Below are 24,960 nucleotides of genomic sequence, written 5' to 3' on the forward strand. Positions count from 1 at the left end.
GTGTCGCCATCGCGAATGGACTGTTCGCTGAGTCAAAACAGACGAGTTCGCTTCTTGCTTCTTGCTTCTTGCTTCTTGCTTCTTGGATGTGGGCACTCACATCGGGTAGGTATTCATTCACGCAGGTGGCGCATAGTCACCTTTCCGCCCTTACGGCGGGTCACTTTTTGTCAAACGCGACAAAAAGTAACCAAAAAACGCTGTGCTCCCATCATCCGGCCCCTGCGCTACGCTCCGGGGTTCCCTCGCTACGGTCTTGCTCCCGGGAGTACGCGCCGAAGGCCCCATCCATGGGGCCTCAGCGCTTGACGGGCATCCATGCCCGTCACCTCCCTTCGCAAGCCCTGCGCTCGGCCTCCTGAAGTCGCAATCTGCGTCGCCTGAACTATCGCGCGCTTACAAGCAAAATCAAAAGCAGAAGCAGAAGCAGAAGCAGAAGTAAATACAGAAACAGCGTTACTGTGCGAACGCGCGCCCTAACCCACCTGGTACACCGCTGCTGTCAGTTTCCTGCCAAGGCCCATTCGGGCTCAACGACCAGCTCCAGCCGTTATCGAACCGATAGTAGGTACGCTGCCGGTAGAAGGTATTGGGCTGCTTCTCCAACACATATACACCCAGCCTGGGATCCCAGTGGCTTGCCCCGCCAGGCGGTGGCGCAAAGCTGGCCGAGGTACGTGGCATGGGCTTGGGTATCGCTGCCGGCTTGCTCGGCTGAGTGGAAGGCTGCCCGCCCGGCAAGGGCTTGACCACCGGCCCCGACGGCGGCACACGCTCGATAGGTGGCGCGGGCTGCTCGTACGGCTCGTGCACCGTACACGCAGACAAACCCAAGGCCAGGGTAATCAGGGTCAGGCGGACGGTGCTATGCATGGCATTGCTCTCTTACTGGTCTGGAGTGTCGATGGTCAGGCGCTGGGTAGCCCGGGTGGCGCTAGGCAACGGAGCACCCCGGCCAATCCATTCACCCTGGGTAGGCTGACCCGCGCGCGAAACACGTGCAACCAGTTGGACTTCGGCAAATTGCGACAGTTTCATCTGCGGCATCATCGCATCAGCATCAGACAACTCCACTTCGATCGGCAACTGCGCCACGGTCACACGCTTGGCCGCCAGTGGCATCGGCGGGCCATTGCTGGCGCGAGCGAAGATAAACACCGTGTCGTCCGGCTTGACCTTGTCCTTCAAAGCATCCGCCAGCTCCACACGCACTTTCAGGCGAGCCGCCACAGGTGCAGGTTCGGTAGCCTGCGCTGGCGCGCCACCCAGGCGCTCGGCGGCGCGGTCGATACCGCCCTGCAGGGCAGCACGCGATGTATCACCTTCTGGCAACTGCGCCAGCAAGCGCTTCCAGTAGTCGATGGCTTCCTGATAACGCTCGCCTTCAAACGCAGCAATACCGCGCAGGCCCAGGCTGGTCACCTCGTTGGGGTCCGCCTTCAGCGCTTCGTCAGTCAGCGCCTGCAATTGCGGGCTCCACTGCTTGTTGGCGGCAAAGTACAGGGCCTGGGCCCACTGCCCCAGCAGCTCGGGCTGGCGCCCAGCCAGGGCCACGGCCCGTTCGAACGTACGCGCGGCATCGGCCGGGCGCTGCTCGGCCATGTAGGCCCGGCCGAGGAAATACATGGCCTCGGCCGAATCCGGCTGGGCCTGCACCACGCGCTCAAGGCGCGTGGTCATTTCTTCCATCGACTTGGGTGCCTCGGCAAATTCCTGGGTCAGCGCCACCTTGTCGGCCGCGCCAAAATGCAGGTACAGCCCCAGCGCCATCAGCGGTACCAGCACGGCCGCCAGCAGCGGCAGGGCCTTGCCCAAATGCCCCTGGCGCGGGGCCTCGGCGCCTTCGGTATCGGCCAGCAACTCGCGGGCAGCCTCGTCCCGGCCCTTGGCCATCTGCGCCTCATCGAGCACACCGGCGGCTTGCTGGGTCGCCAGTTCAGCGATGCGCTCCTGGTAAAGGGCCACGTTCAGGGCCGTGCGGTCTTCTTCCTGCTGGCGACGGCGGCCACGCAGGATCGGGAGCAACAAAAAGCTGAGGGCAGCGAGCAGCAGCAGGCCCGCGCTAAGCCAGAATTCAATCATGGGTCTGTTCTTTTTCCAGCAGTTTGGCGAGACGCTCGCGTTCTTCGGCAGACAACTCATCGGCGCCTTGCGCGGCCGTGCCACGGCGCCGGCGAACGATCACCGCCAGCACCACGAAGCCACCGACCAGCAAGATCCCCGGGCCAAACCACAGCAGCCAGGTACGCGCGCTGAGCGCCGGCTTGTAACGCACGAAGTCGCCGTAGCGGTCGACCATGAAGTCGATGATCTGCTGGTTGCTCTGGCCTTCGCCGAGCATGCGGAAGATCTCCCGGCGCAGGTCGGCAGCAATCGGCGCGTTGGAGTCGGCAATATCCTGGTTCTGGCACTTGGGGCAGCGCAGTTCCTTGGTCAACTGTTGGTAACGCTCGCGCTCGGCCTCGTCGCGAAACTGGTAGGTGTCGATAGCCGCCTTGGCCACACCGGCCAGGCTCATGCCCAGCACTGCAGCTGCCAGCCAGCGCTTCATGGCTTGGCCTCGTCGATCAGGCCCTGGTACAACGGCGCCAGCTGTTCACGCCAGACCGTGGCATCAACGATGCCCACGTGCTTGTAGCGGATGATGCCCTTGGCGTCTATCAGGAAGGTTTCCGGCGCCCCATACACCCCAAGGTCCAGGCCCAGGCTGCCCTGCTCGTCACGAATATCCAGCTGGTAGGGGTTGTGGAACTCGGCCAACCACTTCTGCGCGGCGGCGTTGTCATCCTTGTAGTTGACCCCATGGATCACCACACCCTGCCGTGCCAGCTGGTTCAGGTACGGGTGCTCGACCTTGCACGACGGACACCAGGTGGCCCACACGTTGACCAGTGCCGGGCGGCCCTGCAAGTCAGCCTGAGTCAGGGTACGGTCCCCCTGTGTCGAAGCCAGGGAAAACGCCGGGAACGGTTTACCGATCATTGCCGAAGGCAGCTCGTCGGGCTTGAGGAAAAGCCCCTTGTAGAGGAACACCGCCACCAGCAGGAACACTGCAAGGGGCACTACCATGATCCAACGCTTCATGCAGCTGCTCCAGACACGCCCAGGACATCACGCACCCGGGTCTTGACCTTGACGCGGTAGCGCCGGTCGAGGGCCGCCAGCAACCCGCCCAGGCCGGTCAGCAGACCGCCCAGCCAGATCCAGCGAACGTAAGGCTTAATATGTACGCGCACAGCCCAGGCGCCATTCTCCAGTGGCTCACCAAGCGCAACGTACAGGTCTCGGGTAAAGCCGGCGTCGATGCCCGCTTCGGTCATCATCGACTGTTGCACGGTGTACAGGCGCTTCTCCGGGTGCAGTGTGGTCACTTCACGACCCTCGCGGCTGACCACGACGGTGCCCTTGTCAGAGATGAAATTCGGCCCCTCGAAGTGCTTGGCGCCCTGGAACAGGAAGTGGTAGCCACCCAGTTCCACGCTTTCGCCCGGCGCCATGCGCAGGTCGCGTTCGGCGCTGTTGTTGCTGGACAGCACCACGCCCAGCGCGCACACCGCCAGGCCCAGGTGCGCCAGTTGCATGCCCCAGTAGCTGCGCCCCAGGCCCGGCAGGCCTTTGACCAGGCCCTTGTGGCGGGTCTTGTCGAAAATGTCACGCAGCCCGCCAAGTACTACCCAGGCAGCCAGGGCGAAGGCCGTCAGTGTCGGCCAATCGAAGTCGTCGACGATAAAGCCGGCAACCGGGGCAAGGATGGCACTGCCGATCAACACCGGGGTCATCATGCTGGCCAGCCATTTGCCCGGGGTGTCCTTCCAGCGCACCACCACGCCCACGCTCATCACCACCATCAGCAGCGCCATCAGTGGCAGGAACAAGGCGTCGAAGTAGGGCGGGCCGACCGACAGCTTGGCACCGGTCAGGGCATCGAGCACCAGCGGGTACAGGGTACCGAGCAGAATCATCGAAGCCGCCACCACCAGCACCAGGTTATTGGCCAGGAGCAGCGTTTCACGGGACCACAGGGCGAAACCAACCTGACTCTTGACCACCGGTGCGCGCAGGGCGAACAGCGTGAGCGACCCGCCGACCACGAACAGCAGGAAAAACAGGATGAAAATGCCGCGTGACGGGTCGGCGGCAAACGCATGCACCGAGGTCAGCACGCCGGAACGCACCAGGAAGGTACCCAGCAGGCTCAGCGAGAATGCGGCAATTGCCAGCAGCACGGTCCAGCTCTTGAACACCCCGCGTTTCTCGGTCACCGCCAACGAATGGATCAATGCGGTGCCCACCAGCCAAGGCATGAACGAGGCGTTTTCCACCGGGTCCCAGAACCACCAGCCACCCCAGCCCAGTTCGTAGTAGGCCCACCACGAACCCAAGGTGATACCGACACCAAGGAACGCCCATGCAACGATGGTCCACGGCCGCGACCAGCGCGCCCAGGCCGCGTCCAGCCGGCCGCCAAGCAAGGCGGCGATGGCGAAGGCAAAGGCCACCGAGAAGCCCACGTAGCCCATGTACAGCATCGGCGGATGCACGATCAGGCCAAAGTCCTGCAACAGCGGGTTGAGGTCGCGACCATCGGTCGGCACCTGCGGCAGCAGGCGCTGGAACGGGTTGGAAGTAATGATCAGGAAGCTCAGGAAGCCCACGCTGATCATGCCCATTACCGCCAGTACGCGGGCCAGCATCACCTGCGGCAACTGCCGCGAGAACACCGACACGGCAAAAGTCCAGCCGCCGAGGATCAGCGCCCAAAGCAGCAACGAACCCTCATGGGCGCCCCACACCGCACTGAACTTGTAGTACCAGGGCAAGGCGCTGTTGGAGTTGCTGGCCACATAGGCGACCGAGAAATTGTCTGTCATGAAGGCATGGGTCAGGCAGGCAAAGGCAAACACCAGGAAGGCAAACTGCCCCCAGGCTGCCGGCCGCGCCAGGCTCATCCACAGGCTGTCGCCACGCCACGCGCCCAGCAGCGGCACACTGGCCTGCACGACGGCAAAGCAGATGGCCAGAATCATCGCCAACTGGCCCAGTTCGGGGATTATCAGCGCTGCGTTCATGGCTTGGCCTCTGCGCCGGCAGCGGCCTGGCCGCTTTCCTTCAACGCCTTGGTGACCTCGGGCGGCATGTATTTCTCATCATGCTTGGCCAGCACTTCATCGGCTACCACCACCCCTTCGGCATTGAGCTTGCCAAGGGCGACGATGCCCTGCCCTTCGCGGAACAGATCGGGGAGGATGCCGCGGTAGGTGATGGGTACCGACTTGTTGAAGTCGGTAACCACGAAACGCACGTCCAGCGAGTCGGCCGAGCGCTGTACCGAGCCTTTCTCGACCATGCCGCCAGCGCGAATGCGCGTGTCCAACGGCGCTTCGCCGTTGGCGATCTGGGTTGGTGTATAGAACAGGTTGATGTTCTGCTGCAATGCGCTCAAGGCAAAGCCGACGGCAACCCCGACGCCGACCAACAGGCCGACGATGAGCAACAGGCGTTTCTTGCGCTGCGGATTCACTGGTTGTTCTCCCGGCGCAAACGGCGCGCCTCTTCTTGCAAATAGCGACGACGAGCCAGCAATGGCGAGGCGACATTCAGTGCCAGCACCACCAGGCAGATGCCATAGGCCGACCACACGTACAGCCCATGGTGGCCCATGGCGAGAAAGTCACCGAAAGTGGCAAAGCTCATTGTGCGGGCCTCCGCCCCAGGCTGTTCAATACTTCGTCCCTGACCCAACTGGCACGTGCTTCGCGCTTGAGCACTTCAAGGCGCATACGCAGCAACAGCACCGCACCGAAAAAGCAGTAGAAACCCAGCGCCGTGCACAACAGCGGCAGCCACATTTCGGCCGGCATCGCCGGCTTTTCGGTAAGGGTGAAGGTGGCGCCCTGGTGCAGGGTGTTCCACCACTCCACCGAATACTTGATGATCGGGATATTCACCACACCGACAATCGCAAGCACCGCACAGGCCTTGGCCGCACTGTCACGATTACTGATTGCCTGGCCCAGCGCAATAATGCCGAAGTACAGGAACAGCAGGATGAGCATGGACGTAAGGCGGGCATCCCACACCCACCAGCTGCCCCAGGTCGGTTTGCCCCAGATGGCGCCGGTAACCAGCGCCACGGCGGTCATCCAGGCGCCAATGGGCGCAGCACATTGCAGGGCGACGTCAGCCAGTTTCATCTTCCACACCAGCCCCACCACCCCGGCCACCGCCAGCAGCACATAGCAGGACTGCGCCAGCATCGCCGCTGGCACATGGATATAGATGATGCGGAAGCTGTTGCCTTGCTGGTAGTCCTGGGGGGCAAAGGCCAGGCCCCAGGTGATACCGACCAGCAGCAGGAGCACGGCAGCACCGGCCAGCCACGGCAGCATGCGGCCACTGATGGCATAGAACCATTTCGGGGAGCCCAGCTTGTGGAACCACGTCCAGCTTATTTTCATCAGGGTACATCCAGGGTATTTGCCGGGCTTGAGAGCCCGGGACTCGTTATTCGCCGACGCTGATCTTCAGGCCGGCCGCTATCGCAAAGGGTGCCAGGGTAACGGCCAGGGCCGTCAAGCTGGCGAGCCAGAGCAGATGGCCGGTTGCCGGCATATTTTGCAACGCCGCCTGCAACGCACCACTGCCCAGGATCAATACAGGGATATACAACGGCAGAATCAGCAACGCCAGTAACAAACCTCCGCGTTTAAGGCCGACTGTCAGCGCCGCGCCCACCGCACCCAGCAAGCTCAATACCGGCGTACCCAGCAGCAACGAACCGAGCAGCACCGGCAGGCAATGGCTTGGCAGCCCCAGCATCAGTGCCAGCAGTGGCGCCAACAATACCAGCGCCAGCCCGGAAAAGATCCAGTGCGCCAGCACCTTGGCCAGCACCAGCAGCGCCAGTGGGTGCGGCGACAGCACCCATTGCTCCAGCGAGCCGTCTTCGAAATCGCTGCGGAACAGGCCGTCCAGCGACAACAACACTGCCAGCAACGCTGCCACCCAGACCAGGCCGGGCGACAAGGTTTGCAACAATTGGCTTTCCGGGCCGACCGCCAGCGGGAACATGGCCACGACGATGGCGAAGAACACCAACGGGTTGGCCAGTTCGGCCGGGCGGCGGAACAACAGGCGCGCCTCGCGGCGCAACAACAGGATGAATACGCTCATGCCGCCCATTGCCCCAGGTTCAGTTCACGGTAACCGGAGGGCTTGCGTTCCAGCGTGTGGTGGGTAGTCAGCACTACCGTGCCGCCCTGCTCACAGTGGGCCGCCAGGTGCGCTTCGAGTTGCGCCACGCCCTGCTTGTCGAGCGCCGTGAACGGCTCGTCGAGAATCCACAACGGCGGGCCGGCCAGATGCAGCCGGGCCAGGGCCACGCGGCGCTGCTGGCCGGCCGAAAGGGTATGGCAGGGTACGTCTTCGAAACCGCGCAGGCCGACGGCCTCCAGCGCTGCCCAGATCGCCTCGCGGCTAGCCGGCTGGTGCAGGGCGCACAGCCAAGTGAGGTTTTCCTCGGCGGTGAGCAAGTCCTTGATGCCGGCGGCGTGGCCAATCCACAACAGGGCACTGGCCAATGCATGTCGCTGCTCGGCCAGTGGCTTGCCACCCAGCAGAATCTGCCCGGCCGTCGGCTGCATCAGCCCGGCCAGCAGGCGCAACAGGCTGGTCTTGCCACTGCCGTTTGGGCCACTGATCTGCAGCATGTCGCCGGCGCCCAGCTCGAAATCGAGCTGCTCGAACAGCAGGCGCCAGTCGCGCTCGCAGGCCAGGCCCGCGGCTTGGAGGTGAAGGGTCACGGTTTCGCCTTATCTTCAGTAGGGCTTTGGAGCAGCGTCGCCTGTTTCGCGGGTAAACCCGCTCCTACAGGTTCGGCGCAGTACTCGGATACTGCACAGAACCCTGTAGGAGCGGGTTCACCCGCGAAGCAGCCAACACCGCTCCAGAACCCTTGTGTCTCAAGTCGTCCCGCGCGCTGCCGTTATACTGGCAACCACGGGCGCTCGGCATTATTACACGCGCCGCCGCGCTGCCAAGAGGCCGGGCTCGACAGGTTGTATACAATCATGACTGAAATCAATAGTCTCGGCGCACAAAACGCGATCAGCAGCCAAACCATGAAGGCAGGCATGACCGGCGAACTGCTGCGCCTGATCCAGGCGCAGCCCGGTCTGCTGGCCCCCGGCGAAACCGCGCAAGCCGAGGTTGTATCGTTGCGCCAGACGGGCCAGGACTTTCAGCTGGTGCTACGGCTGATGCAGGCCAACGGCGTACAGACCCAGCTACAGGCCAACGCCAGCCAGCCGCTGCCCCAAGGCAGCCAGATCACCGTCAGCCAGACCGAAAGCAATCGCCTTGCGATCATGTTGCAACAGGCAAGCGCCAGCCAGGTGTCCACCCTCACCCAGCTGGACACCAGCAAGGTGCCGGTCGGCACCTTGCTGCAAGGCAAGGTCCTGACCAACCAGCCGCTGGCCCAGGCACCCGGCCAACCGGCCGTGTACCGGGCGCTGGTCAGCTTGCTCAACAGCGCCCAGGCCGGTGCCACACTGAGCATCGACAGCCCGCGCCCGCTGGCCATTGGCAGCCTGCTCAGCGCCCTGGTGCAGGGCGATCAGTCATTGCGCTTCGTGCCGCTCAGCGGCAGGCAGGACCAACTCAGCATTGCCCAACAGCTGCTGACCCAACAAAACCGCCAAGCTTCGCTGCCAGGCCTGCTCAACGCCCTGCAACAACTCACCCGCGACCCAGGCGTCGATGGCGACCTGCGCGCCAGTGCCGAACGCCTGCTGGCCGGCTTGCCGGACGCCCGACAACTGGGCGACGCCAAGGCAGTGGCCCAGGCCCTGAACAACAGCGGCGGCTTTCTCGAGGCAAAGCTGCTGAGTGGATCCACCGCCAGCGTCGCCACCGACCTCAAGGCGCATTTGTTGCGGCTGATGGACCAGGCTCCCGCCCTTGCGGCGGGCGCCACCAATCTCAACCCCGCCAGCCTGGCCGTGACCATGCCGGCACTGGCGCGCAGCGCACTGGGCATGCTCGAACGGGTCAGCCCCAAGCCGCAGCCGGGAGCTTTCCCGTTACCGTCGCGACTGCTAAAAGCCCTGGAGGACGAAGGCGACCTGCAACAGTTGCTGCGCCTGGCTGCTGCTGCCGTTTCACGCTTGCAGAGCCACGCCATGAGCAGCCTGCAACAAACCGGCACGCTGGAAAACGGCAACCTGCAGACCACCTGGCAAACCGAAGTGCCGATCCGCCACGGCCAGGACTTCATCCCACTGCAAGTCAAACTGCAGCGCGAAGAATCCCCGGAACAACAAGCCGACCGCCAATACAAAGCCCAAGACCCTCGGCAAGCCCTGTGGCGCATCGAGCTGGCCTTCGACCTGTCCCCGCTCGGCCCCATGCAAGTACAGGCGCAACTGAGCGAGGGCCGCCTGAGCGGGCAGCTATGGGCGGAGCGCGAGCAGACCGCGCGGTTGATCGAAACCCAGCTTGGCGAGCTGCGCGAGCGCCTGCTGGCCCGGGGCCTGGAAGTCGGCGACCTGGAGTGCTACCCGGGCATTCCGCCGCAGGGGCCACGCACACGTATGGAACAACGCTGGGTGGATGAAACCGCATGAGCCACACGACGCCACGCCAAGCCATAGCGCTGAACTACGACGGCCATCAGGCACCGACCCTCACCGCCAAGGGCGACGAGGAACTGGCCGAGGCCATCCTTGCACTCGCCCGCGAACACGAAGTGCCGATCTACGAAAACGCCGAGCTGGTACGCCTGCTGGCACGGCTGGAGCTGGGCGATCAAATACCCGAGGCGCTGTACCTGACCATTGCCGAGATCATCGCCTTCGCCTGGCAACTGCGCGGCAAGGTACCCGCCGGTTTCGACGATGCGCCTCCGGAAGAGCACGATATCACCCCGCCATTGCCCCTGCTGCCCGGCACTGGCCGGTAACTATCTACCACCCCCTCTCCCACCATGCGCCCAACCTTGTCGGCCTCCCACGTACAAGGTGACCGTCATGATCGACAGCAGAATCAACGCCCAAGGTGTGCAATTCGTAGTAGACCATCTGGCCAACATCCCACGCCCGGACCGCGAAGCGAATCGCTTGATCCGGCAGTGGCTTGCCGGGCAAGGTGTGGATATCGACCCCGATCGCGTCGAGGTGGTCACCCTGCACTACCGGCCGGATGACCAAGGGTATGTGGCAGCGGTCCAGCAGACACAGAGCATGACCCAGGCGCTGCTGGGCAACTGGCAAGGGGAGTCCGATAACAACCTCATTGGCGCGTTGTTTGCCAACCCTTGGGCAGGCACCTTCCCCCAAGGGCCATTGAGGCTGGTCGATCGCCTGCCAGCGCTGGGCTTTGGCCATCAGGGCGCAGCCTTCGAAGTGTACAACGGCCTGTTCCAGCGATCGTCCCCTGCCCGTTACGATGCCTCGACCCACATTCAGGTTCCGGCTGAAGCCTTCCAGCGGTTCATCGAAGCGCTGGACTTTCACCAGCCGTTCAAAGCCATGCTCGACGCTTACTGGCAGGAGCACCAGGACAGTCACCGCCTGGCCAGCAAGCTCAATTTCATCGCCGCCTGCAACGCCCAGGTCAGCCAGGGGCGCCTGAGCGATGCCGCCAGGGAGCTGGCATGGCAAGCCGCCGGCATGATGCCGCAGCGCTTCAAGATACGGGTCAGCACGCTGAGCATCTATGGCTATGCGGCCACCGACCTGCTGTACATCAATGCCCCCCACAGCGATCTGACCCTGCTGTACATGCCAGGCAACAGCTCGCCCTTGCTCGAATTCGCCAGCGAGAACCTGCTCAAGGACTGGGTAGGCGAGCAGTGCAAGGACCCCGCCCGACGCGAAGCACTCAAACAACACTTCAGGCTCGCCGACCGCCCTCAGGGCCTTGATTTCAGCGGCCTGGACACCGCGCTAGAGGGCCTTGGCGACTACCCGGACCGGCACCGCCTGCCGCCGGAACACGGTTATTTCAACGATGATGGCGTCTGGCCTCCCAGAACCTACGTGAATTACAAACCTGGCAAATACAACCCCAAACTGACCGGGGATATGTTCGCAGCCTTGACCGAGCGCCAGCGCCAGCGCAGCTACGACGATGCCGATTTTGTCATCACCACCGATAGCCAGGTTACCAAAGCCAGATGGCGAGGCTACCTCACCAACACGCTCAACCTGCTGGCGCCACTGTGCCTGGTGGTGCCGGGGCTGGCGCCACTGCTGGCGCTCGGAGGTATTGCCCAGTTGGGCCTGGGCCTGGATCAGGTGATCAATGGCCACAGCCTGAAAGCCAAACAGGATGGGGTTGGCGACATCGCCTGGGGGCTGTTCAACGCCGTACCGCTGGCAACGGAGGGCAGCGCAGGCATCAAGGCCCTGTTCGAGTTCAAAAGCGATGGTTTTGTCATGCCGCGCGAGGTCAACGGGCAACTCGGCTATCCGTTGAGCCCGACCAGTCCACCACGGCTTCCCGAGCCAGAAGGCGCAGAGTACTTCCACAACCACCAGCCGATTACACCACTTGACGAAGGTGACCCGGCTGTTGCCGGCGCGGTGATACGCTTGCCGCACTACGATGGCGAACTGGACGACCTGGAATGCAGCATCGAAACCTACAATGCACGCGTGGTCTATGACCTGGAGCACGACGCATTCATCATCAAGGAATCCGTCAACGAGGTCGAGCCGCAAGCCTACATCGCGGTACCTGGCAGCCGTGACCTTGTAGCGCTCGACAGGCAGCGCCCTGTCACCGACGCCATGCGCACCCGCACCTTGCGCGCGTTGGGTGTGGACCTGCCACTGCCAGTAACCATCCCAACACCGGCCCCGGACAGCGCCCCCATCCCCAAACTTATCTCCAGCCTCTGGGTCGGCGACAAAGTCATTAGCGAGCCATTGCTGGCCAACATTGCCGCCAACGCCGCGCGCCTGAGCGACAGTGAATACAGCATGCGCCTGTTTTTGTCGAAGGCTTCACCTACCGCCTACGAACAGAACGCAAGCCTGTTGGCAGCCCGGGCGCCAGGGCTGCGGGTATTGCCGCTTGAAGAGCAAGGTTTCTTCCGGGCCTTCCGCCAAAGCCGCTATTACGCACAGTACGATGCAGCACTGGATGGCAACGGTGGCATCGCCACCAATTACGCGTCGGCGACGGATGTGCTGCGCTACCGAATGCTGCACCATGAGGGTGGGCTATACATGGACGTAGACGATTTCCTGCTGCCGGACGGCAAGGGCGAAACGATCGATCAGGTCGAACTGCGCACCCCACCCGATGGGCTGCTGCTGCCACCGCCAATGTCCAACGAGAAAATGAGCATGAATTGCCTGTACAACACCAGCCTCATTGGTAGCCACCCCGGCAACCCGCTGCTGGATGCGATCTCTGATGAAATGCTCGCACGTTACCAGACCCATGCAGACTTCTACGATAGCCGGCCGAGCCTGGAACAGGACCCGAGCGGTTTCTACCGCTATGCCAATACGCTCAGCTACCTCACCGGGCCGGCACTGCTCACCGAAGTGGTCGATCGCCATCTACCCGGGTTGCGGACCCTGCGCCAGATCATAAACCTGCACACCATGCCACGCGTCAACAGCTATCCATTCATCAACCCTTCGCAAGCCAATACAGCCCTGAGGCAACTGCTGCCCCTGAACCGATTCGCCAGCGTCGGCGGCAACCATTCCTGGGTTCGCAACTGAAATGAACAGCGGGTACTGAGCGGGCCCGGCGGCACCTTCAGATCGAGCGGCGCGTGGGCGACGCTCGGTTTCCCAGGCGACGAACCTGCTGCCGAGGCTACCTGCCAGCCCCAGTCAAGGAGCCCGGTAAACCTTGCTCATCAACTCCGCCTCGGCCTGGGTCAGGCCGCAGCTTTGGGTCAACTCATCGATACTCGCCCCCATCCCCACCAGCTTGGCCGCCTGGCTAAAGGTAACGTTGCTCGGGTCGCGCTGTTCCAGGCGCTCCAGCCGGTCTGGCAGGGTGGCCACCGCCTCACGCAGCTCATGGATGGCCTCACCCATACGTACGGTAACGTTCTGGTAGTCATCCAGACGCTTGGCCAAGTCCTTGATACGCTGGTCACGCAGCGCATCGCCCTCCGCCTGCTGCGCAGCCAGCTCGCGCTGGCGCTTGCTGTAGTTGAGGAAAAACCACAGGCTCAGCGCCCATGCCAGTACCAGGAAGATGACAGCAACCTGCAGGATCAACTCAGATGTTCTCCAGCTCGGACCACTCTTCCTCGGTCATCATCTTGTCCAGTTCGACCAGGATCAGCAGCTCGCCATTCTTGTTGCACACGCCCTGAATGAACTTGGCCGACTCTTCGTTACCCACGTTCGGCGCGGTCTCGATTTCGGACTGGCGCAGGTAAACCACTTCGGCCACGCTGTCGACCAGAATGCCGACCACTTGCTTGTCGGCTTCGATGATGACGATACGGGTGTTGTCGGTTACTTCGGTCGGCATCAGGCCAAAACGCTGACGCGTGTCGATCACCGTCACCACGTTACCGCGCAAGTTGATGATGCCCAGCACGTAGCTCGGCGCACCCGGCACCGGGGCGATCTCGGTGTAGCGCAGTACTTCCTGCACCTGCATCACATTGATGCCGTAGGACTCGTTGTCCAGACGGAAGGTAACCCACTGCAGGATCGGATCTTCGGAACCTTGTGCAGACGACTTTTTCATTCCCCTACCCTCAAAATCCGCCGTTGGCGGTATGTTCTGTGTCATTTCTGTTTCGCGTGCATCTGCTTGACCGCGCCGCTGGCGATCAGCTCGGCCAGTGCGGCGACGTCGAGCAGTGCACACATGTGTTCGATTACCGTGCCGGCCAGCCACGGGCGCTGGCCACGCTGGCTGCGCCACTTGATCTCCGACGGGTCCAGGCGCAGCGAGCGGCTGACCTGATGCACCGCCAGCCCCCATTCGTAGCCCTGCACCGAAATCACGTATTGCAGGCCCTGGCGAAAATCATCGCGGTAGCGGTCAGGCATTACCCAACGCGCAGTGTCCAGCACCTTCAGGTTGCCAGCCTGGCAGGTCAGGATGCCGAGGAACCAGTCGGGCTGCCCGAACAGTGGCGTCAGCTCCTGGCCAGCCAGGGTGTAGATCGAGCCCAGGCACACCAACGGCACCGCCAGGGTCAAGCCGGCAACGTCGAACAGCAGGCATTCGAATGGCTCGGCCGCCCATGCCGGACGACCGTCGACAGTGGCCGGCGGTACGGGCAGGTTGGGCGCCGGCAGATGCACATCGACCAGCGGCACAGCCGGTTCCACGGTTTGCTCTTCGACCAGTACCGGAATGCTGGCTTCGGCCACGATCTCCTGCTCGACCACCGTCACCACCGGGGCTTCCACCGGCATCAGGCTCGGCAGTACCGCCAGGCGGGGCTCGGCGAACGGCCGCGGGGCCAGGCTGGCGGCAGCCACGGCGGGCTCAGGCCGGGCCGATTGCCGGGCATCGCGTGCCTGCTCCTCACGCACCGCCTCGGCGAATTCATCCGTCACTGCCGGCGGCTCGCTCAGGTCTTCGGCCTCGGTGGCCTCCTGCAGCAAGCCGTCCAGGTACGATTGCAGGGCCATCTGGGGCCGGGTGCTGGTTTGCCGAGTTTGAGTCATCAGGCCACCTGCACTGCGTTCTTGTAGGTGAGCAGGTGCTTGAGCAGCGCCCTGTAGGCGATCAACCCGCGGCTCTTGCTGTCGAACTGCGAGGGCGTGACGCCCTTGCGACTGGCATCGCGCAAGCGCGTATCCACCGGGATGTAGCCCTGCCATACATGCTGCCCATAGGCATCACGCAGCAGCTTGAGGGTGCCCAGCGACGCCTGGGTACGACGATCGAACAGGGTCGGCACGATCTGGTACGGCAGCGCCTGCTTGCGCGAGCGGTTGACCATGGCCAAGGTGCCAACCATGCGCTCCAGGCCCTTCACCGCGAGGAATTCGGTTTGCACCGGGATCACCAGCTGCTGGCTGGCGGCCAGGGCATTGACCATCAGCACCCCCAGCAAGGGTGGGCTGTCGATCAGGGCATAGTCGAAATCCTGCCACAGCTGCGCCAGACTCTTGGCGATTACCAGGCCCAGGCCATTCTGTCCTGGTGACTGGCGCTCCAGCACCGCCAGCGCGGTACTCGACGGCAGCAGCGAAATGCGCTCATCGCTGGTGGGCAGCAGCAGTTGCCCGGGCAAGCCTTCGGGCACCGCACCCTTGTGCAGGAACAGGTCGTAGCAGCTGTGCTCCAAGGCATCCGGGTTGTGCCCGAAGTAGCTGGTCATCGAGCCGTGCGGGTCGAGGTCGACGACGACCACGCGCTTGCCGGCCTCGGCCAGCAGGCCGGCCAGGGCAATGGTAGTGGTGGTCTTGCCGACGCCACCTTTTTGATTGGCTACTGCCCAGACTCTCATCAAGCAAACTCTATCTATTGATTTGGCAGGGACACTGTAGATACAACTGTCATGCGCAAAACTTCAAAGCTTGCACGCCCCTCAGTGTGAGCGTGCAGGACCGCGAACACCGGCGCAGCCGGTGCCATTCACCGAGTCGCTGGCTTCGCGGGCATGCCCGCTCCCACAGGGTACGGCGGCACATTCAAAATCGTGTTCATATCAGCGACGGGGAATTGACGAATCACTGCCCCGCCACCGTTGCTGGCGTTGCTGGTGCACTTTGTGTGCCAGCCCGGCGCAACGCGGCATCCGGTGTGGCATTGGCACTGCCCGAGCCTGTCAGGCTGCGGCGCACTTCCAGGTTACGGGAAATCACCAGCACAACCCGACGGTTGCGTGCGCGCCCTTCGGCGGTATCGTTGCTGGCCACCGGCTGGTACTCGCCGTAACCCACCGAGGCCATGCGTGCCGGGTTGACACCCTCCATGGCCAGCAGGCGCACGATGCTGGCCGCGCGCGCCGAGGACAACTCCCAGTTGGTGGGGTACTGCGCGGTGCGGATCGGCAGGTTGTCGGTGAAGCCTTCGACGTGCACCGGGTTGGCGAACGGCTTGAGGATGTTGGCCACCTTCTCGATGATCGCAAATGCCTTGTCACTGGGCATCGCATCACCACTGCCAAACAGCAGCGACGAATTGAGCTCGATCTCGATCCACAGTTCGTTGCCGCGCACAGTCATCTGGTCGCTTTTGATCAGGTCGCCAAAGGCATCGCGCACGTCATTGCTGATGGTTTTCAACGGGTCGGCATTGGTCGCCGCCAGGCCCGCTTCGGTCTGCTCGCTGTCTTTGACCAGCGGTTCGGCCGGGCGCACGCTCAGCGGCTGCTCATCGCCAATCGGGATCGGCTTCATGCTGCGCTCGGGGTCGTTGAATACCCCGAGCAAGGCCTGGGAAATAACTTTGTACTTGCCCTCGTTGATCGAGGAAATCGAATACATCACGACGAAAAAGGCGAACAGCAACGTGATGAAGTCGGCGTACGACACCAGCCAGCGCTCGTGGTTTTCGTGTTCCTCGGTATGACGACGGCGACGCATGGGTTACTCCATGAAGCCTTGCAGCTTCAACTCGATCGAGCGCGGGTTTTCACCTTCGGCAATCGACAGCAGGCCTTCGAGCAGCATTTCGCGGTAGCGCGACTGGCGCATGACGATGGCCTTGAGCTTGCTGGCAACCGGCAATAGCACAAGGTTGGCACTGGCCACACCGTAAATGGTGGCGACAAAGGCCACGGCAATGCCATTGCCCAGTTGCGACGGGTCGGCCAGATTGCCCATCACGTGGATAAGGCCCATGACCGCACCGATGATGCCGATGGTCGGCGCATAGCCGCCCATGCTTTCGAATACCTTGGCTGCCTGGATGTCACGGCCTTCCTGGGTAAGGAAGTCGACCTCGAGGATGCTGCGGATGGCTTCCGGCTCTGCACCGTCCACCAGCAGTTGCAGGCCCTTGCGCGCATACGGGTCGGGCTCGCTGTCAGCTACCCCTTCCAGGCCCAGCAAGCCTTCTTTGCGAGCGGTCAGGCTCCAGTTCACCACGCGGTCGATACCGCCCGCCAGGTCGACCCGCGGTGGAAACAGGATCCAACGTAAAATCTGCAAGGCGCGCTTGAACGACGACAGCGGCGACTGCAACAACGCCGCCGCCAGGGTACCACCCAGCACGATCAGAGCCGCCGGGCCATTGACCAGAGCACCGACATGACCGCCTTCAAGAAAGTTGCCACCGACGATGGCAACGAAAGCCAGGATCAAACCGATCAGGCTGAGGACGTCCATCAGACGCACGCCTCCACCAGGTGCTTGCCAATTTCGTCCAGGCTGTACACGGCATCAGCCAGGTTGGCCTTGACGATGGCCATGGGCATGCCATAAATCACGCAGCTGGCTTCATCCTGGGCCCACACCGTGCTGCCACCCTGCTTGAGCAGGCGCGCGCCTTCACGGCCATCGGCGCCCATGCCGGTAAGCACTACCGACAACACCTTGTCACCATAAGACTTGGCCGCCGAACCGAAGGTGATGTCCACGCAGGGTTTGTAGTTCAGGCGCTCGTCGCCGGGCAGGATCTTCACCGTACCACGGCCATCGATCATCATCTGCTTGCCGCCGGGGGCCAGCAGGGCCAGGCCCGGGCGCAGCATGTCGCCGTCCTCGGCCTCCTTGACGCTGATGCGGCACAGCTTGTCCAGGCGTTCGGCAAACGCTTTGGTGAAGGCCGCCGGCATGTGCTGGATCAACACGATCGGCGCCGGGAAATTGGCCGGCAGTTGGGTCAGTACCCGCTGCAGTGCCACCGGCCCCCCCGTGGAGGTACCGATGGCCACCAGTTTGTAGGGTTTGCGCTTGGGTGCCGGCGACTGCGAGGCTGCCGCTGTCGGGGCCGCTGCACGGGCAGGCGCAGCCGGGCGTGCCTGCGCCTGGCTGGTGAAGGTGCTGGCGGGCGCTGGCGCGGCGACCGGCGCCGTTCTGGCATAGCTGCCGATCCGGCGGTTGCTGCGCGAAATGGTGTGTACCTTCTCGCACAGCAGCTGCTTGACCTTGTCAGGGTTGCGCGAGATGTCCTCGAAGTTTTTCGGCAGGTAGTCCACGGCGCCGGCATCCAGCGCGTCGAGGGTGACACGGGCGCCTTCATGGGTAAGTGACGAGAACATCAACACGGGCGTCGGGCAGCGCTGCATGATGTGCCGCACTGCGGTGATGCCATCCATCATGGGCATTTCGTAGTCCATGGTGATCACATCGGGCTTGAGCGCCAGCGCCTGGTCGATTGCTTCCTTGCCGTTGGTCGCGGTCCCCACGACCTGGATCGTTGGATCCGCCGAGAGGATTTCCGAGACACGGCGGCGGAAGAAACCAGAATCATCCACCACCAGGACCTTGACTGCCATAAACACTCCATTAGGCGGCGCAACCCGCCAGGGCGCGCCACCGAAATCAAATACGCCGCGCGGCGTAACGCTTGAGCATGCTCGGGACGTCGAGAATCAACGCGATGCGACCGTCGCCAGTGATGGTGGCCCCGGACATGCCCGGGGTGCCCTGCAGCATCTTGCCCAGCGGCTTGATGACCACTTCTTCCTGGCCAACCAGTTGGTCGACGACAAAGCCGATGCGCTGGGTGCCGACCGACAGAATCACCACGTGGCCCTCGTGCTGCTCTTCGTGCACCTGGCCCTGGACCAGCCAGCGCTTGAGGTAGAACAGCGGCAGCGCCTTGTCGCGCACGATCACCACTTCCTGCCCGTCGACCACGTTGGTGCGCGACAGGTCGAGGTGGAAGATCTCGTTGACGTTGACCAGCGGGAAGGCAAACGCCTGGTTGCCCAGCATCACCATCAGGGTGGGCATGATTGCCAGGGTCAGCGGCACCTTGATGACGATCTTTGAGCCCTGGCCCTTGGCCGAGAAAATGTTGATCGAGCCGTTGAGCTGGGAGATCTTGGTTTTCACCACGTCCATGCCCACGCCACGCCCGGACACATCGGAAATCTCGGTCTTGGTCGAGAAGCCCGGGGCGAAGATCAGGTTGTAGCAGTCCGACTCGCTCAGGCGCTCGGCAGCGTCCTTGTCCATCAGGCCCTTTTCCACCGCCTTGGCGCGCAGGATGTTGGGGTCCATGCCCTTGCCGTCGTCCGAGATCGACAGCAGGATGTGGTCACCTTCCTGTTCGGCCGACAGTACTACGCGGCCGGTACGCGCCTTGCCAGAAGCTTCACGCTCGTCGGGCATCTCGATACCGTGGTCGACAGCATTGCGCACCAAGTGCACCAACGGGTCGGCCAAGGCTTCTACGAGGTTCTTGTCAAGGTCGGTCTCTTCGCCGACCAGCTCCAGGTTGATCTCTTTCTTCAGCTGGCGCGCCAGGTCACGGACCAGGCGCGGGAAGCGGCCGAAGACTTTCTTGATCGGCTGCATGCGGGTTTTCATCACCGCGGTCTGCAGGTCAGCGGTGACCACGTCGAGGTTGGACACGGCCTTGGACATGGCCTCATCGCCGCTGTTCAGGCCCAGGCGCACCAGGCGGTTACGCACCAGCACCAGTTCGCCGACCATGTTCATGATCTCGTCCAGGCGCGCGGTATCGACGCGCACCGTAGTTTCTGCTTCGCTGGCAGCATGCTTTTCGGCGGCCGGGGCCGGCGCGCGAGGCGCCGCGGCAGGTTTGCTGGCCGGCGAAGGCGCTGGTGCAGCGGCTGGCTTGGCCACCGGCTGGCTTTCGGCCTTGGCGGCAGCCGGCGCTTGCGCCTGGACAGCAGCCGGGGCTTCTACAGCGGCAACATCGCCACCGAACTTGCCCTTGCCGTGCAACTGGTCCAGCAGGGCTTCGAATTCGTGCTCGCTGATTTCATCACTGGCTGCGCTGCTGTCTGGCACGGCAGGCGCTGGTGCCTGGGTGGCTGGCAAGGCATCGACCTGGAAGGTGCCCTTGCCATGCAGTTGGTCGAGCAGCGATTCGAATTCGGCGTCGGTGATTTCATCACTGGTCGCTTCGCTGCTGACGGCAACCGGCGGCGCCGCAACCTCGACACTGAACTGGCCCTTGCCGTGCAACTGGTCGAGCAGCGACTCGAACTCGGCGTCGGTGATTTCATCACCAGCACCGCTGACGGTCTCGCCCTGCATCTGCTCGTCGGCCGCTGCTTGCGCCTTGACCGCATCGAGCGAATCGAGCAACTGCTCGAACTCGCTGTCAGTGATGTCCTGGTGCTGCTCGTCGGCATCGGCCGATGCCGCAACCGCCACGTCGGCAACCGGTGCCGGCGCTGCAACAGCTTCGGCTCCGCCAGGTTCGGCCAGGCGCGCCAACGCCGCCAGCAGCTCGGGGGTGGCCGGCGTCACTTCGGAACGCTCGCGCACCTGGCCAAACATGCTGTTCACTGTATCCAGTGCCTCGAGCACCACATCCATCAGTTCCGCATCGACCCGGCGCTCACCTTTGCGCAGGACGTCGAACACGTTCTCGGCGATATGGCAGCACTCCACCAGCTCGTTCAGCTGAAGGAAGCCGGCGCCCCCTTTTACAGTGTGGAAACCGCGAAAGATCGCATTGAGCAGGTCGGCATCGTCAGGTCGGCTTTCCAGCTCGACCAGTTGCTCGGACAATTGCTCAAGAATTTCGCCGGCTTCTACCAGGAAATCCTGGAGGATTTCTTCATCGGCGCCGAAGCTCATCAAACGTGCTCCTTAAAAACCAAGGCTGGACAGCAGATCATCGACATCGTCCTGACCGGACACGACGTCTTCACGCTTATCGGCATGAATCTGCGGACCTTCACCCCGAGTCGGATGTTTTTCTCGATCTTTTTCTGCACGCAATTGATCGTGATCATGGTTTATACCGGCAAAGCGGTCGACCTGGCTGGCCATCAGCACCAGCTTGAGCAGATTGCTCTCCACCTCGGTCACCAGTGTGGTGACGCGTTTGATCACCTGGCCGGTCAGGTCCTGATAGTCCTGGGCCAGCAAAATGTCATTGAGGTGCCCGGCAACCTTTCGGTTACCCTCGGCGCTGTGCGTCAGGAAACTGTCGACTCGCTTGACCAGATCACGAAATTCCGGCGCAGCCACTTCGCGGCGCATGAAACGCTGCCAGTCGGTACTCAGGGCCTTGGCCTCGCTGGCCAGTTCATTGAGCACCGGCGTGCTTTCCTCGACCAGATCCATGGTGCGGTTGGCCGCGCCCTCGGTGAGCTTGACCACATAGGACAGGCGCTCGGTGGCGTCGGTAATCTGCGACACCTCTTCTGCCTGCGGCATGGTGGGGTCGATCTGGAAACTGACGATGGCACTGTGCAGCTCGCGAGTCAGCTTGCCGACTTCCTGATACAGGCCGCGGTCGCGGGTCTGGTTCAGCTCGTGAATCAGCTGCACCGCCTCGCCGAAACGGCCCCGTTCCAGGCTTTCGACCAACTCCTGGGCATGCTTCTTCAGGGTCGATTCGAACTCGCCCAAAGACGTTTGTGATGAATCCATGACGCGCCCCCCGTAACGTGACTCAGCCGTTGACGCGTTCGAAGATCTTCTCGATCTTCTCTTTGAGCACCTGAGCGGTGAACGGCTTGACCACATAACCATTGACGCCGGCCTGGGCCGCTTCAATGATCTGGTCGCGCTTGGCTTCAGCAGTCACCATCAGTACCGGCATGCTTTTCAGCTTGTCACTGGCACGCACTTTACGCAGCAGGTCGATGCCGGACATGCCCGGCATGTTCCAGTCGGTTACCAGGAAGTCGTAGTGACCGTTCTCCAGCATTGGCAACGCCGTGGTGCCGTCATCGGCTTCCTCGGTGTTGGTGAAACCCAGGTCACGCAACAGGTTCTTGATGATCCGCCGCATCGTCGAAAAGTCGTCAACGATGAGGATTTTCATGTTCTTGTCCAATTAGACCTCCAAGCAGTCTCAAACGCGCTCGGCCTACCGAGCACGCACTCATTCAATTCGGTACAACGTGGAAAACGACTGCAACGACAGCGGGCTCAACGCGCCCGCCATTCCCCCAGGCGGCTACGCAGGCGCGCGGCACACTGGCTGTGCAACTGGCTGACCCGCGACTCGCTGACACCCAGCACCTCACCGATTTCCTTGAGATTCAGCTCTTCGTCGTAGTACAGCGCCAGCACCAGGCGCTCACGCTCCGGCAGGTTGGCGATAGCCTCGGTCAGGGCAGCCTGGAAGCGGTCCTCTTCCAGCCCCCGCGCAGGTTCGACCTGGCCACTGGCGCCATCCTCATGCAGCCCTTCGTGCTCACCGTCCTGCAACAGGTCGTCGAAGCTGAACAGGCGGCTGCCCAGGGTATCGTTCAAAATCCCGTAGTAATCATCGAGACTCAATTGGAGTTCGGCAGCAACTTCATGATCTTTAGCGTCACGGCCTGTTCTGGCTTCAACCGCACGCATCGCGTCACTGACCATACGGGTGTTTCGGTGTACCGAACGCGGCGCCCAGTCACCTTTGCGTACTTCGTCCAGCATGGCCCCGCGGATGCGGATGCCAGCATAGGTTTCAAAGCTGGCGCCCTTGCTGGCGTCGTATTTGTTAGCCACTTCCAGCAGCCCGATCATGCCGGCCTGGATCAGGTCTTCGACCTGCACGTTGGCCGGCAAGCGCGCCAGCAGGTGGTAGGCGATGCGCTTGACCAGCGGGGCGTAGCGTTCGATCAGCTCGTACTGGGCGTCCTTCGACGCCCGGCTGTACATCTTGAAACCGCTGGCGTTCATAGCACGGGCCCCGCGCTGGTGGGTTGCACCAAGCGCTCGACAAAGAACTCCAGATGGCCGCGCGGGTTGGCCGGTAGCGGCCAGCTATCGACCTTCTGGGCAATCGCCTTGAAAGCCAGCGCACACTTGGAGCGAGGGAAGGCTTCGTAGACGGCACGCTGCTTCTGTACCGCCTTGCGCACGCATTCGTCGTACGGCACGGCACCCACGTACTGCAGGGCAACGTCAAGGAAGCGGTCGGTGACCTTGGTCAGCTTGGCAAACAGGTTGCGCCCTTCCTGCGGGCTCTGCGCCATGTTGGCCAACACACGGAAACGGTTCATGCCGTAGTCACGATTGAGCAGCTTGATCAACGCGTAGGCATCAGTAATCGAAGTAGGTTCATCACACACCACCAACAGCACTTCCTGGGCGGCGCGAACGAAGCTGACCACCGAGTCACCGATACCCGCAGCGGTATCGATCACCAACACATCGAGGTTGTCGCCGATTTCGCTGAACGCCTGGATCAGCCCGGCGTGCTGGGCTGGGGCCAGGTGCACCATGCTCTGGGTGCCCGAGGCTGCCGGCACGATGCGCACACCGCCAGGGCCCTGCAGCATCACGTCACGCAGTTCGCAACGCCCTTCAATGACATCGGCGAGAGTACGTTTGGGGGCAAGGCCCAGCAACACGTCGACATTGGCCAGGCCCAGGTCGGCGTCCAGCAGCATGACCCTGCGGCCAAGCTCGGCCAGCGCCAGGGACAAGTTCACTGAAACGTTAGTCTTGCCGACGCCACCTTTGCCGCCGGTCACGGCGATCACCTGTACGGGATGCATGCTACCCATGTCTGTTCTTTACCTTGTCTCGCTGGGACTCAGGCCACACGTAGGGCAATTCTGCGTGCCCCTTGGCATAGCTACTTTGCACACGCTTCATGGTCAACCCGCTCGCCGTGGGTTGTGATAGAGATCAGCGAACATGTCGGCCATGGCCTCTTCGCTGGGCTCGTCCTGCTGCTGCACATTCACCGCGCGCGAGACCAACTGGTGGCCCCGCGGCAAGTGCAAGTCGTCAGGAATGCGTGGCCCATCGGTAAGATAGGCCACTGGCAGTTCATGACTGATGGCAAGACTCAACACATCGCCAAGGCTTGCCGTTTCATCGAGCTTGGTCAGGATGCAGCCGGCCAGGCCACAGCGTTTGTAACTGTGGTAGGCGGCGGTCAGCACCTGCTTCTGGCTGGTGGTGGCCAACACCAGATAGTTCTTCGCGGCAATGCCACGCCCGGCCAAGGTTTCCAGTTGCATGCGCAGCGCAGGGTCGCTGGCCTGCAGGCCGGCAGTATCGATCAGCACCACGCGCTTGCGCAGCAGAGGCTCCAGCGCTGCTGCCAGCGACTGGCCCGGGTCGACGTACGTCACCGGCACGTTGAGGATGCGGCCCAGGGTCTTGAGCTGCTCCTGGGCGCCGATACGGAAGCTGTCCATGCTCACCAGCGCCAGATTCTGCGCGCCGTACTTGAGCACGTAGCGCGCGGCCAGCTTGGCCAGGGTGGTGGTCTTGCCCATACCCGCCGGGCCGACCACGGCGATCACGCCGCCCTCTTCGATCGGCTCGATTTCAGGTATTTCGATCATCCGCGCCAAGTGAGCCAGCAGCATGCGCCAGGCCTGGCGCGGCTCTTCGATCTCGGCGGTCAGGTCCAGCAGCTCGCGGGCGATCGGCCCCGACAGGCCGATGCGTTGCAGGCGGCGCCAAAGGTTGGCCTGCTGCGGCTTGCTGCCCTGCAGCTGATTCCAGGCCAGCGAACCGAGTTGCACTTCCAGCAACTCGCGCAGGCCCGACAGCTCGGAACGCATGGCATCGAACAGGCGCGGATCAACCGGTGCAGCAGCCGGTGCGGCAGCAGCCTCGGGGGCCTCGACATGCGGCTCGATCAACGGTTCGGCAGCGGTCAAAGATTGCCCGGCGAACAATTGGCGGTTGTTGTCGCTGCTGTCCTGACGGTGGTCCAGCTCGGCCTGGGCACTGGCAATGCGCGTATGGGTCTTGCGCAGTTCTTCTTCCAGCTCGGCGTTGGGCACACGCGGGGCCAGGGCGGACAGCTTGTAGTCCAGCGCGGCCGTCAGTTCGACACCACCGGCAATGCGGCGGTTGCCAATGATCGCGGCATCGGCGCCCAGCTCGTCACGGACCAGCTTCATGGCCTGACGCATATCGGCGGCGAAAAATCGCTTAACTTGCATTATCCCCT

General features: G+C 62.8%; 26 protein-coding genes. 3 read left to right on the forward strand and 23 right to left on the reverse strand.

Annotated features, from left to right (window positions below; all coding sequences use genetic code 11):
• Nucleotides 1-456 precede the first annotated feature (456 nt).
• Genes ACF8EA_RS20170 through ccmA form a run of 10 tightly spaced genes read right to left on the reverse strand, consistent with a single transcriptional unit; the run spans nucleotide 457 to nucleotide 7,802 of the window.
• Nucleotides 457-873: a hypothetical protein gene (locus ACF8EA_RS20170; RefSeq protein ID WP_021785213.1), complete on the reverse strand. Its 417-nt coding sequence runs from the start codon at nucleotides 871-873 to the stop codon at nucleotides 457-459.
• Nucleotides 874-885: 12 nt separating this feature from the next.
• Nucleotides 886-2,082: a c-type cytochrome biogenesis protein CcmI gene (gene ccmI, locus ACF8EA_RS20175; protein WP_392523075.1), complete on the reverse strand. Its 1,197-nt coding sequence runs from the start codon at nucleotides 2,080-2,082 to the stop codon at nucleotides 886-888.
• Nucleotides 2,075-2,551, reverse strand: a complete 477-nt coding sequence (locus tag ACF8EA_RS20180) for a cytochrome c-type biogenesis protein (RefSeq protein WP_021785211.1) — start codon at nucleotides 2,549-2,551, stop codon at nucleotides 2,075-2,077. Before ACF8EA_RS20180 ends, ccmI begins: the two co-directional genes overlap by 8 nt.
• Complete coding sequence (locus tag ACF8EA_RS20185) at nucleotides 2,548-3,084, reverse strand: DsbE family thiol:disulfide interchange protein (RefSeq protein ID WP_392523077.1); 537 nt, start codon at nucleotides 3,082-3,084, stop codon at nucleotides 2,548-2,550. Before ACF8EA_RS20185 ends, ACF8EA_RS20180 begins: the two co-directional genes overlap by 4 nt.
• Complete coding sequence (locus ACF8EA_RS20190) at nucleotides 3,081-5,054, reverse strand: heme lyase CcmF/NrfE family subunit (protein WP_189638497.1); 1,974 nt, start codon at nucleotides 5,052-5,054, stop codon at nucleotides 3,081-3,083. Before ACF8EA_RS20190 ends, ACF8EA_RS20185 begins: the two co-directional genes overlap by 4 nt.
• A gap of 11 nt (nucleotides 5,055-5,065) precedes the next feature.
• Nucleotides 5,066-5,521: a cytochrome c maturation protein CcmE gene (ccmE, locus tag ACF8EA_RS20195; protein WP_021785209.1), complete on the reverse strand. Its 456-nt coding sequence runs from the start codon at nucleotides 5,519-5,521 to the stop codon at nucleotides 5,066-5,068.
• Nucleotides 5,518-5,694 carry a heme exporter protein CcmD gene (gene ccmD, locus ACF8EA_RS20200; RefSeq protein ID WP_021785208.1) on the reverse strand — a complete coding sequence of 59 codons (177 nt, stop codon included), beginning with the start codon at nucleotides 5,692-5,694 and terminating at the stop codon, nucleotides 5,518-5,520. Before ccmD ends, ccmE begins: the two co-directional genes overlap by 4 nt.
• Nucleotides 5,691-6,458, reverse strand: a complete 768-nt coding sequence (locus tag ACF8EA_RS20205; RefSeq protein WP_021785207.1) for a heme ABC transporter permease — start codon at nucleotides 6,456-6,458, stop codon at nucleotides 5,691-5,693. The genes ccmD and ACF8EA_RS20205 overlap by 4 nt, the downstream gene beginning before the upstream one ends.
• Before the next feature lie 46 nt (nucleotides 6,459-6,504).
• A complete protein-coding gene (ccmB, locus tag ACF8EA_RS20210) occupies nucleotides 6,505-7,173 on the reverse strand; it encodes a heme exporter protein CcmB (RefSeq protein WP_012051653.1) in 669 nt (222 codons plus the stop codon).
• Entirely contained in the window at nucleotides 7,170-7,802 is a 633-nt protein-coding gene (gene ccmA / locus ACF8EA_RS20215; protein WP_103462222.1) for a cytochrome c biogenesis heme-transporting ATPase CcmA, read from the reverse strand. Before ccmA ends, ccmB begins: the two co-directional genes overlap by 4 nt.
• Before the next feature lie 267 nt (nucleotides 7,803-8,069).
• Here ccmA and ACF8EA_RS20220 point away from each other — a divergent pair, with 267 nt between their 5' ends.
• The 3 genes from ACF8EA_RS20220 to ACF8EA_RS20230 all read left to right on the forward strand — a co-directional run bounded on the left by ACF8EA_RS20220 (nucleotide 8,070) and on the right by ACF8EA_RS20230 (nucleotide 12,740).
• On the forward strand, nucleotides 8,070-9,626 hold the full coding sequence (locus ACF8EA_RS20220; protein WP_392523078.1) for a flagellar hook-length control protein FliK: 1,557 nt from the start codon (nucleotides 8,070-8,072) through the stop codon (nucleotides 9,624-9,626).
• On the forward strand, nucleotides 9,623-9,961 hold the full coding sequence (locus ACF8EA_RS20225; RefSeq protein WP_021785204.1) for an EscU/YscU/HrcU family type III secretion system export apparatus switch protein: 339 nt from the start codon (nucleotides 9,623-9,625) through the stop codon (nucleotides 9,959-9,961). The genes ACF8EA_RS20220 and ACF8EA_RS20225 overlap by 4 nt, the downstream gene beginning before the upstream one ends.
• A gap of 67 nt (nucleotides 9,962-10,028) precedes the next feature.
• A complete protein-coding gene (locus ACF8EA_RS20230) occupies nucleotides 10,029-12,740 on the forward strand; it encodes a dermonecrotic toxin domain-containing protein (protein ID WP_392523079.1) in 2,712 nt (903 codons plus the stop codon).
• 114 nt (nucleotides 12,741-12,854) lie between these two features.
• Here the strand turns inward: ACF8EA_RS20230 and ACF8EA_RS20235 are convergent, their stop codons facing one another.
• The 13 genes from ACF8EA_RS20235 to flhF form a co-directional block, all read right to left on the reverse strand.
• On the reverse strand, nucleotides 12,855-13,250 hold the full coding sequence (locus tag ACF8EA_RS20235) for a DUF2802 domain-containing protein (protein ID WP_103462219.1): 396 nt from the start codon (nucleotides 13,248-13,250) through the stop codon (nucleotides 12,855-12,857).
• A 1-nt stretch (nucleotide 13,251) separates the two neighbouring features.
• Nucleotides 13,252-13,731: a chemotaxis protein CheW gene (locus tag ACF8EA_RS20240; RefSeq protein WP_003254393.1), complete on the reverse strand. Its 480-nt coding sequence runs from the start codon at nucleotides 13,729-13,731 to the stop codon at nucleotides 13,252-13,254.
• A 41-nt stretch (nucleotides 13,732-13,772) separates the two neighbouring features.
• Nucleotides 13,773-14,666, reverse strand: coding sequence for a CheW domain-containing protein (locus ACF8EA_RS20245; RefSeq protein ID WP_021785201.1), 894 nt, complete (start codon nucleotides 14,664-14,666; stop codon nucleotides 13,773-13,775).
• Nucleotides 14,666-15,454, reverse strand: a complete 789-nt coding sequence (locus tag ACF8EA_RS20250) for a ParA family protein (RefSeq protein WP_021785200.1) — start codon at nucleotides 15,452-15,454, stop codon at nucleotides 14,666-14,668. Before ACF8EA_RS20250 ends, ACF8EA_RS20245 begins: the two co-directional genes overlap by 1 nt.
• Before the next feature lie 223 nt (nucleotides 15,455-15,677).
• Nucleotides 15,678-16,535, reverse strand: a complete 858-nt coding sequence (motD, locus tag ACF8EA_RS20255; protein WP_103462218.1) for a flagellar motor protein MotD — start codon at nucleotides 16,533-16,535, stop codon at nucleotides 15,678-15,680.
• 3 nt (nucleotides 16,536-16,538) lie between these two features.
• Nucleotides 16,539-17,279, reverse strand: a complete 741-nt coding sequence (locus ACF8EA_RS20260; RefSeq protein ID WP_003254399.1) for a flagellar motor protein — start codon at nucleotides 17,277-17,279, stop codon at nucleotides 16,539-16,541.
• On the reverse strand, nucleotides 17,279-18,391 hold the full coding sequence (locus ACF8EA_RS20265) for a chemotaxis response regulator protein-glutamate methylesterase (RefSeq protein WP_021785198.1): 1,113 nt from the start codon (nucleotides 18,389-18,391) through the stop codon (nucleotides 17,279-17,281). Before ACF8EA_RS20265 ends, ACF8EA_RS20260 begins: the two co-directional genes overlap by 1 nt.
• Before the next feature lie 46 nt (nucleotides 18,392-18,437).
• Complete coding sequence (locus ACF8EA_RS20270; RefSeq protein WP_103462217.1) at nucleotides 18,438-20,675, reverse strand: chemotaxis protein CheA; 2,238 nt, start codon at nucleotides 20,673-20,675, stop codon at nucleotides 18,438-18,440.
• A 12-nt stretch (nucleotides 20,676-20,687) separates the two neighbouring features.
• Nucleotides 20,688-21,476 carry a protein phosphatase CheZ gene (locus tag ACF8EA_RS20275; RefSeq protein ID WP_021785196.1) on the reverse strand — a complete coding sequence of 263 codons (789 nt, stop codon included), beginning with the start codon at nucleotides 21,474-21,476 and terminating at the stop codon, nucleotides 20,688-20,690.
• A gap of 22 nt (nucleotides 21,477-21,498) precedes the next feature.
• Entirely contained in the window at nucleotides 21,499-21,873 is a 375-nt protein-coding gene (locus ACF8EA_RS20280) for a chemotaxis response regulator CheY (protein ID WP_023663319.1), read from the reverse strand.
• A gap of 107 nt (nucleotides 21,874-21,980) precedes the next feature.
• On the reverse strand, nucleotides 21,981-22,721 hold the full coding sequence (gene fliA / locus ACF8EA_RS20285) for an RNA polymerase sigma factor FliA (protein ID WP_021785194.1): 741 nt from the start codon (nucleotides 22,719-22,721) through the stop codon (nucleotides 21,981-21,983).
• Nucleotides 22,718-23,551 (reverse strand): flagellar synthesis regulator FleN, encoded by an 834-nt coding sequence (gene fleN, locus ACF8EA_RS20290; protein ID WP_021785193.1) that lies wholly within the window; start codon nucleotides 23,549-23,551, stop codon nucleotides 22,718-22,720. The genes fliA and fleN overlap by 4 nt, the downstream gene beginning before the upstream one ends.
• Nucleotides 23,552-23,644: 93 nt before the next feature.
• A complete protein-coding gene (gene flhF / locus ACF8EA_RS20295) occupies nucleotides 23,645-24,952 on the reverse strand; it encodes a flagellar biosynthesis protein FlhF (RefSeq protein WP_103462216.1) in 1,308 nt (435 codons plus the stop codon).
• Between the last annotated feature and the right edge of the window lie 8 nt (nucleotides 24,953-24,960).

Source organism: Pseudomonas sp. YQ_5, assembly GCF_043103305.1.
Lineage (GTDB): Bacteria > Pseudomonadota > Gammaproteobacteria > Pseudomonadales > Pseudomonadaceae > Aquipseudomonas > Aquipseudomonas putida_Y.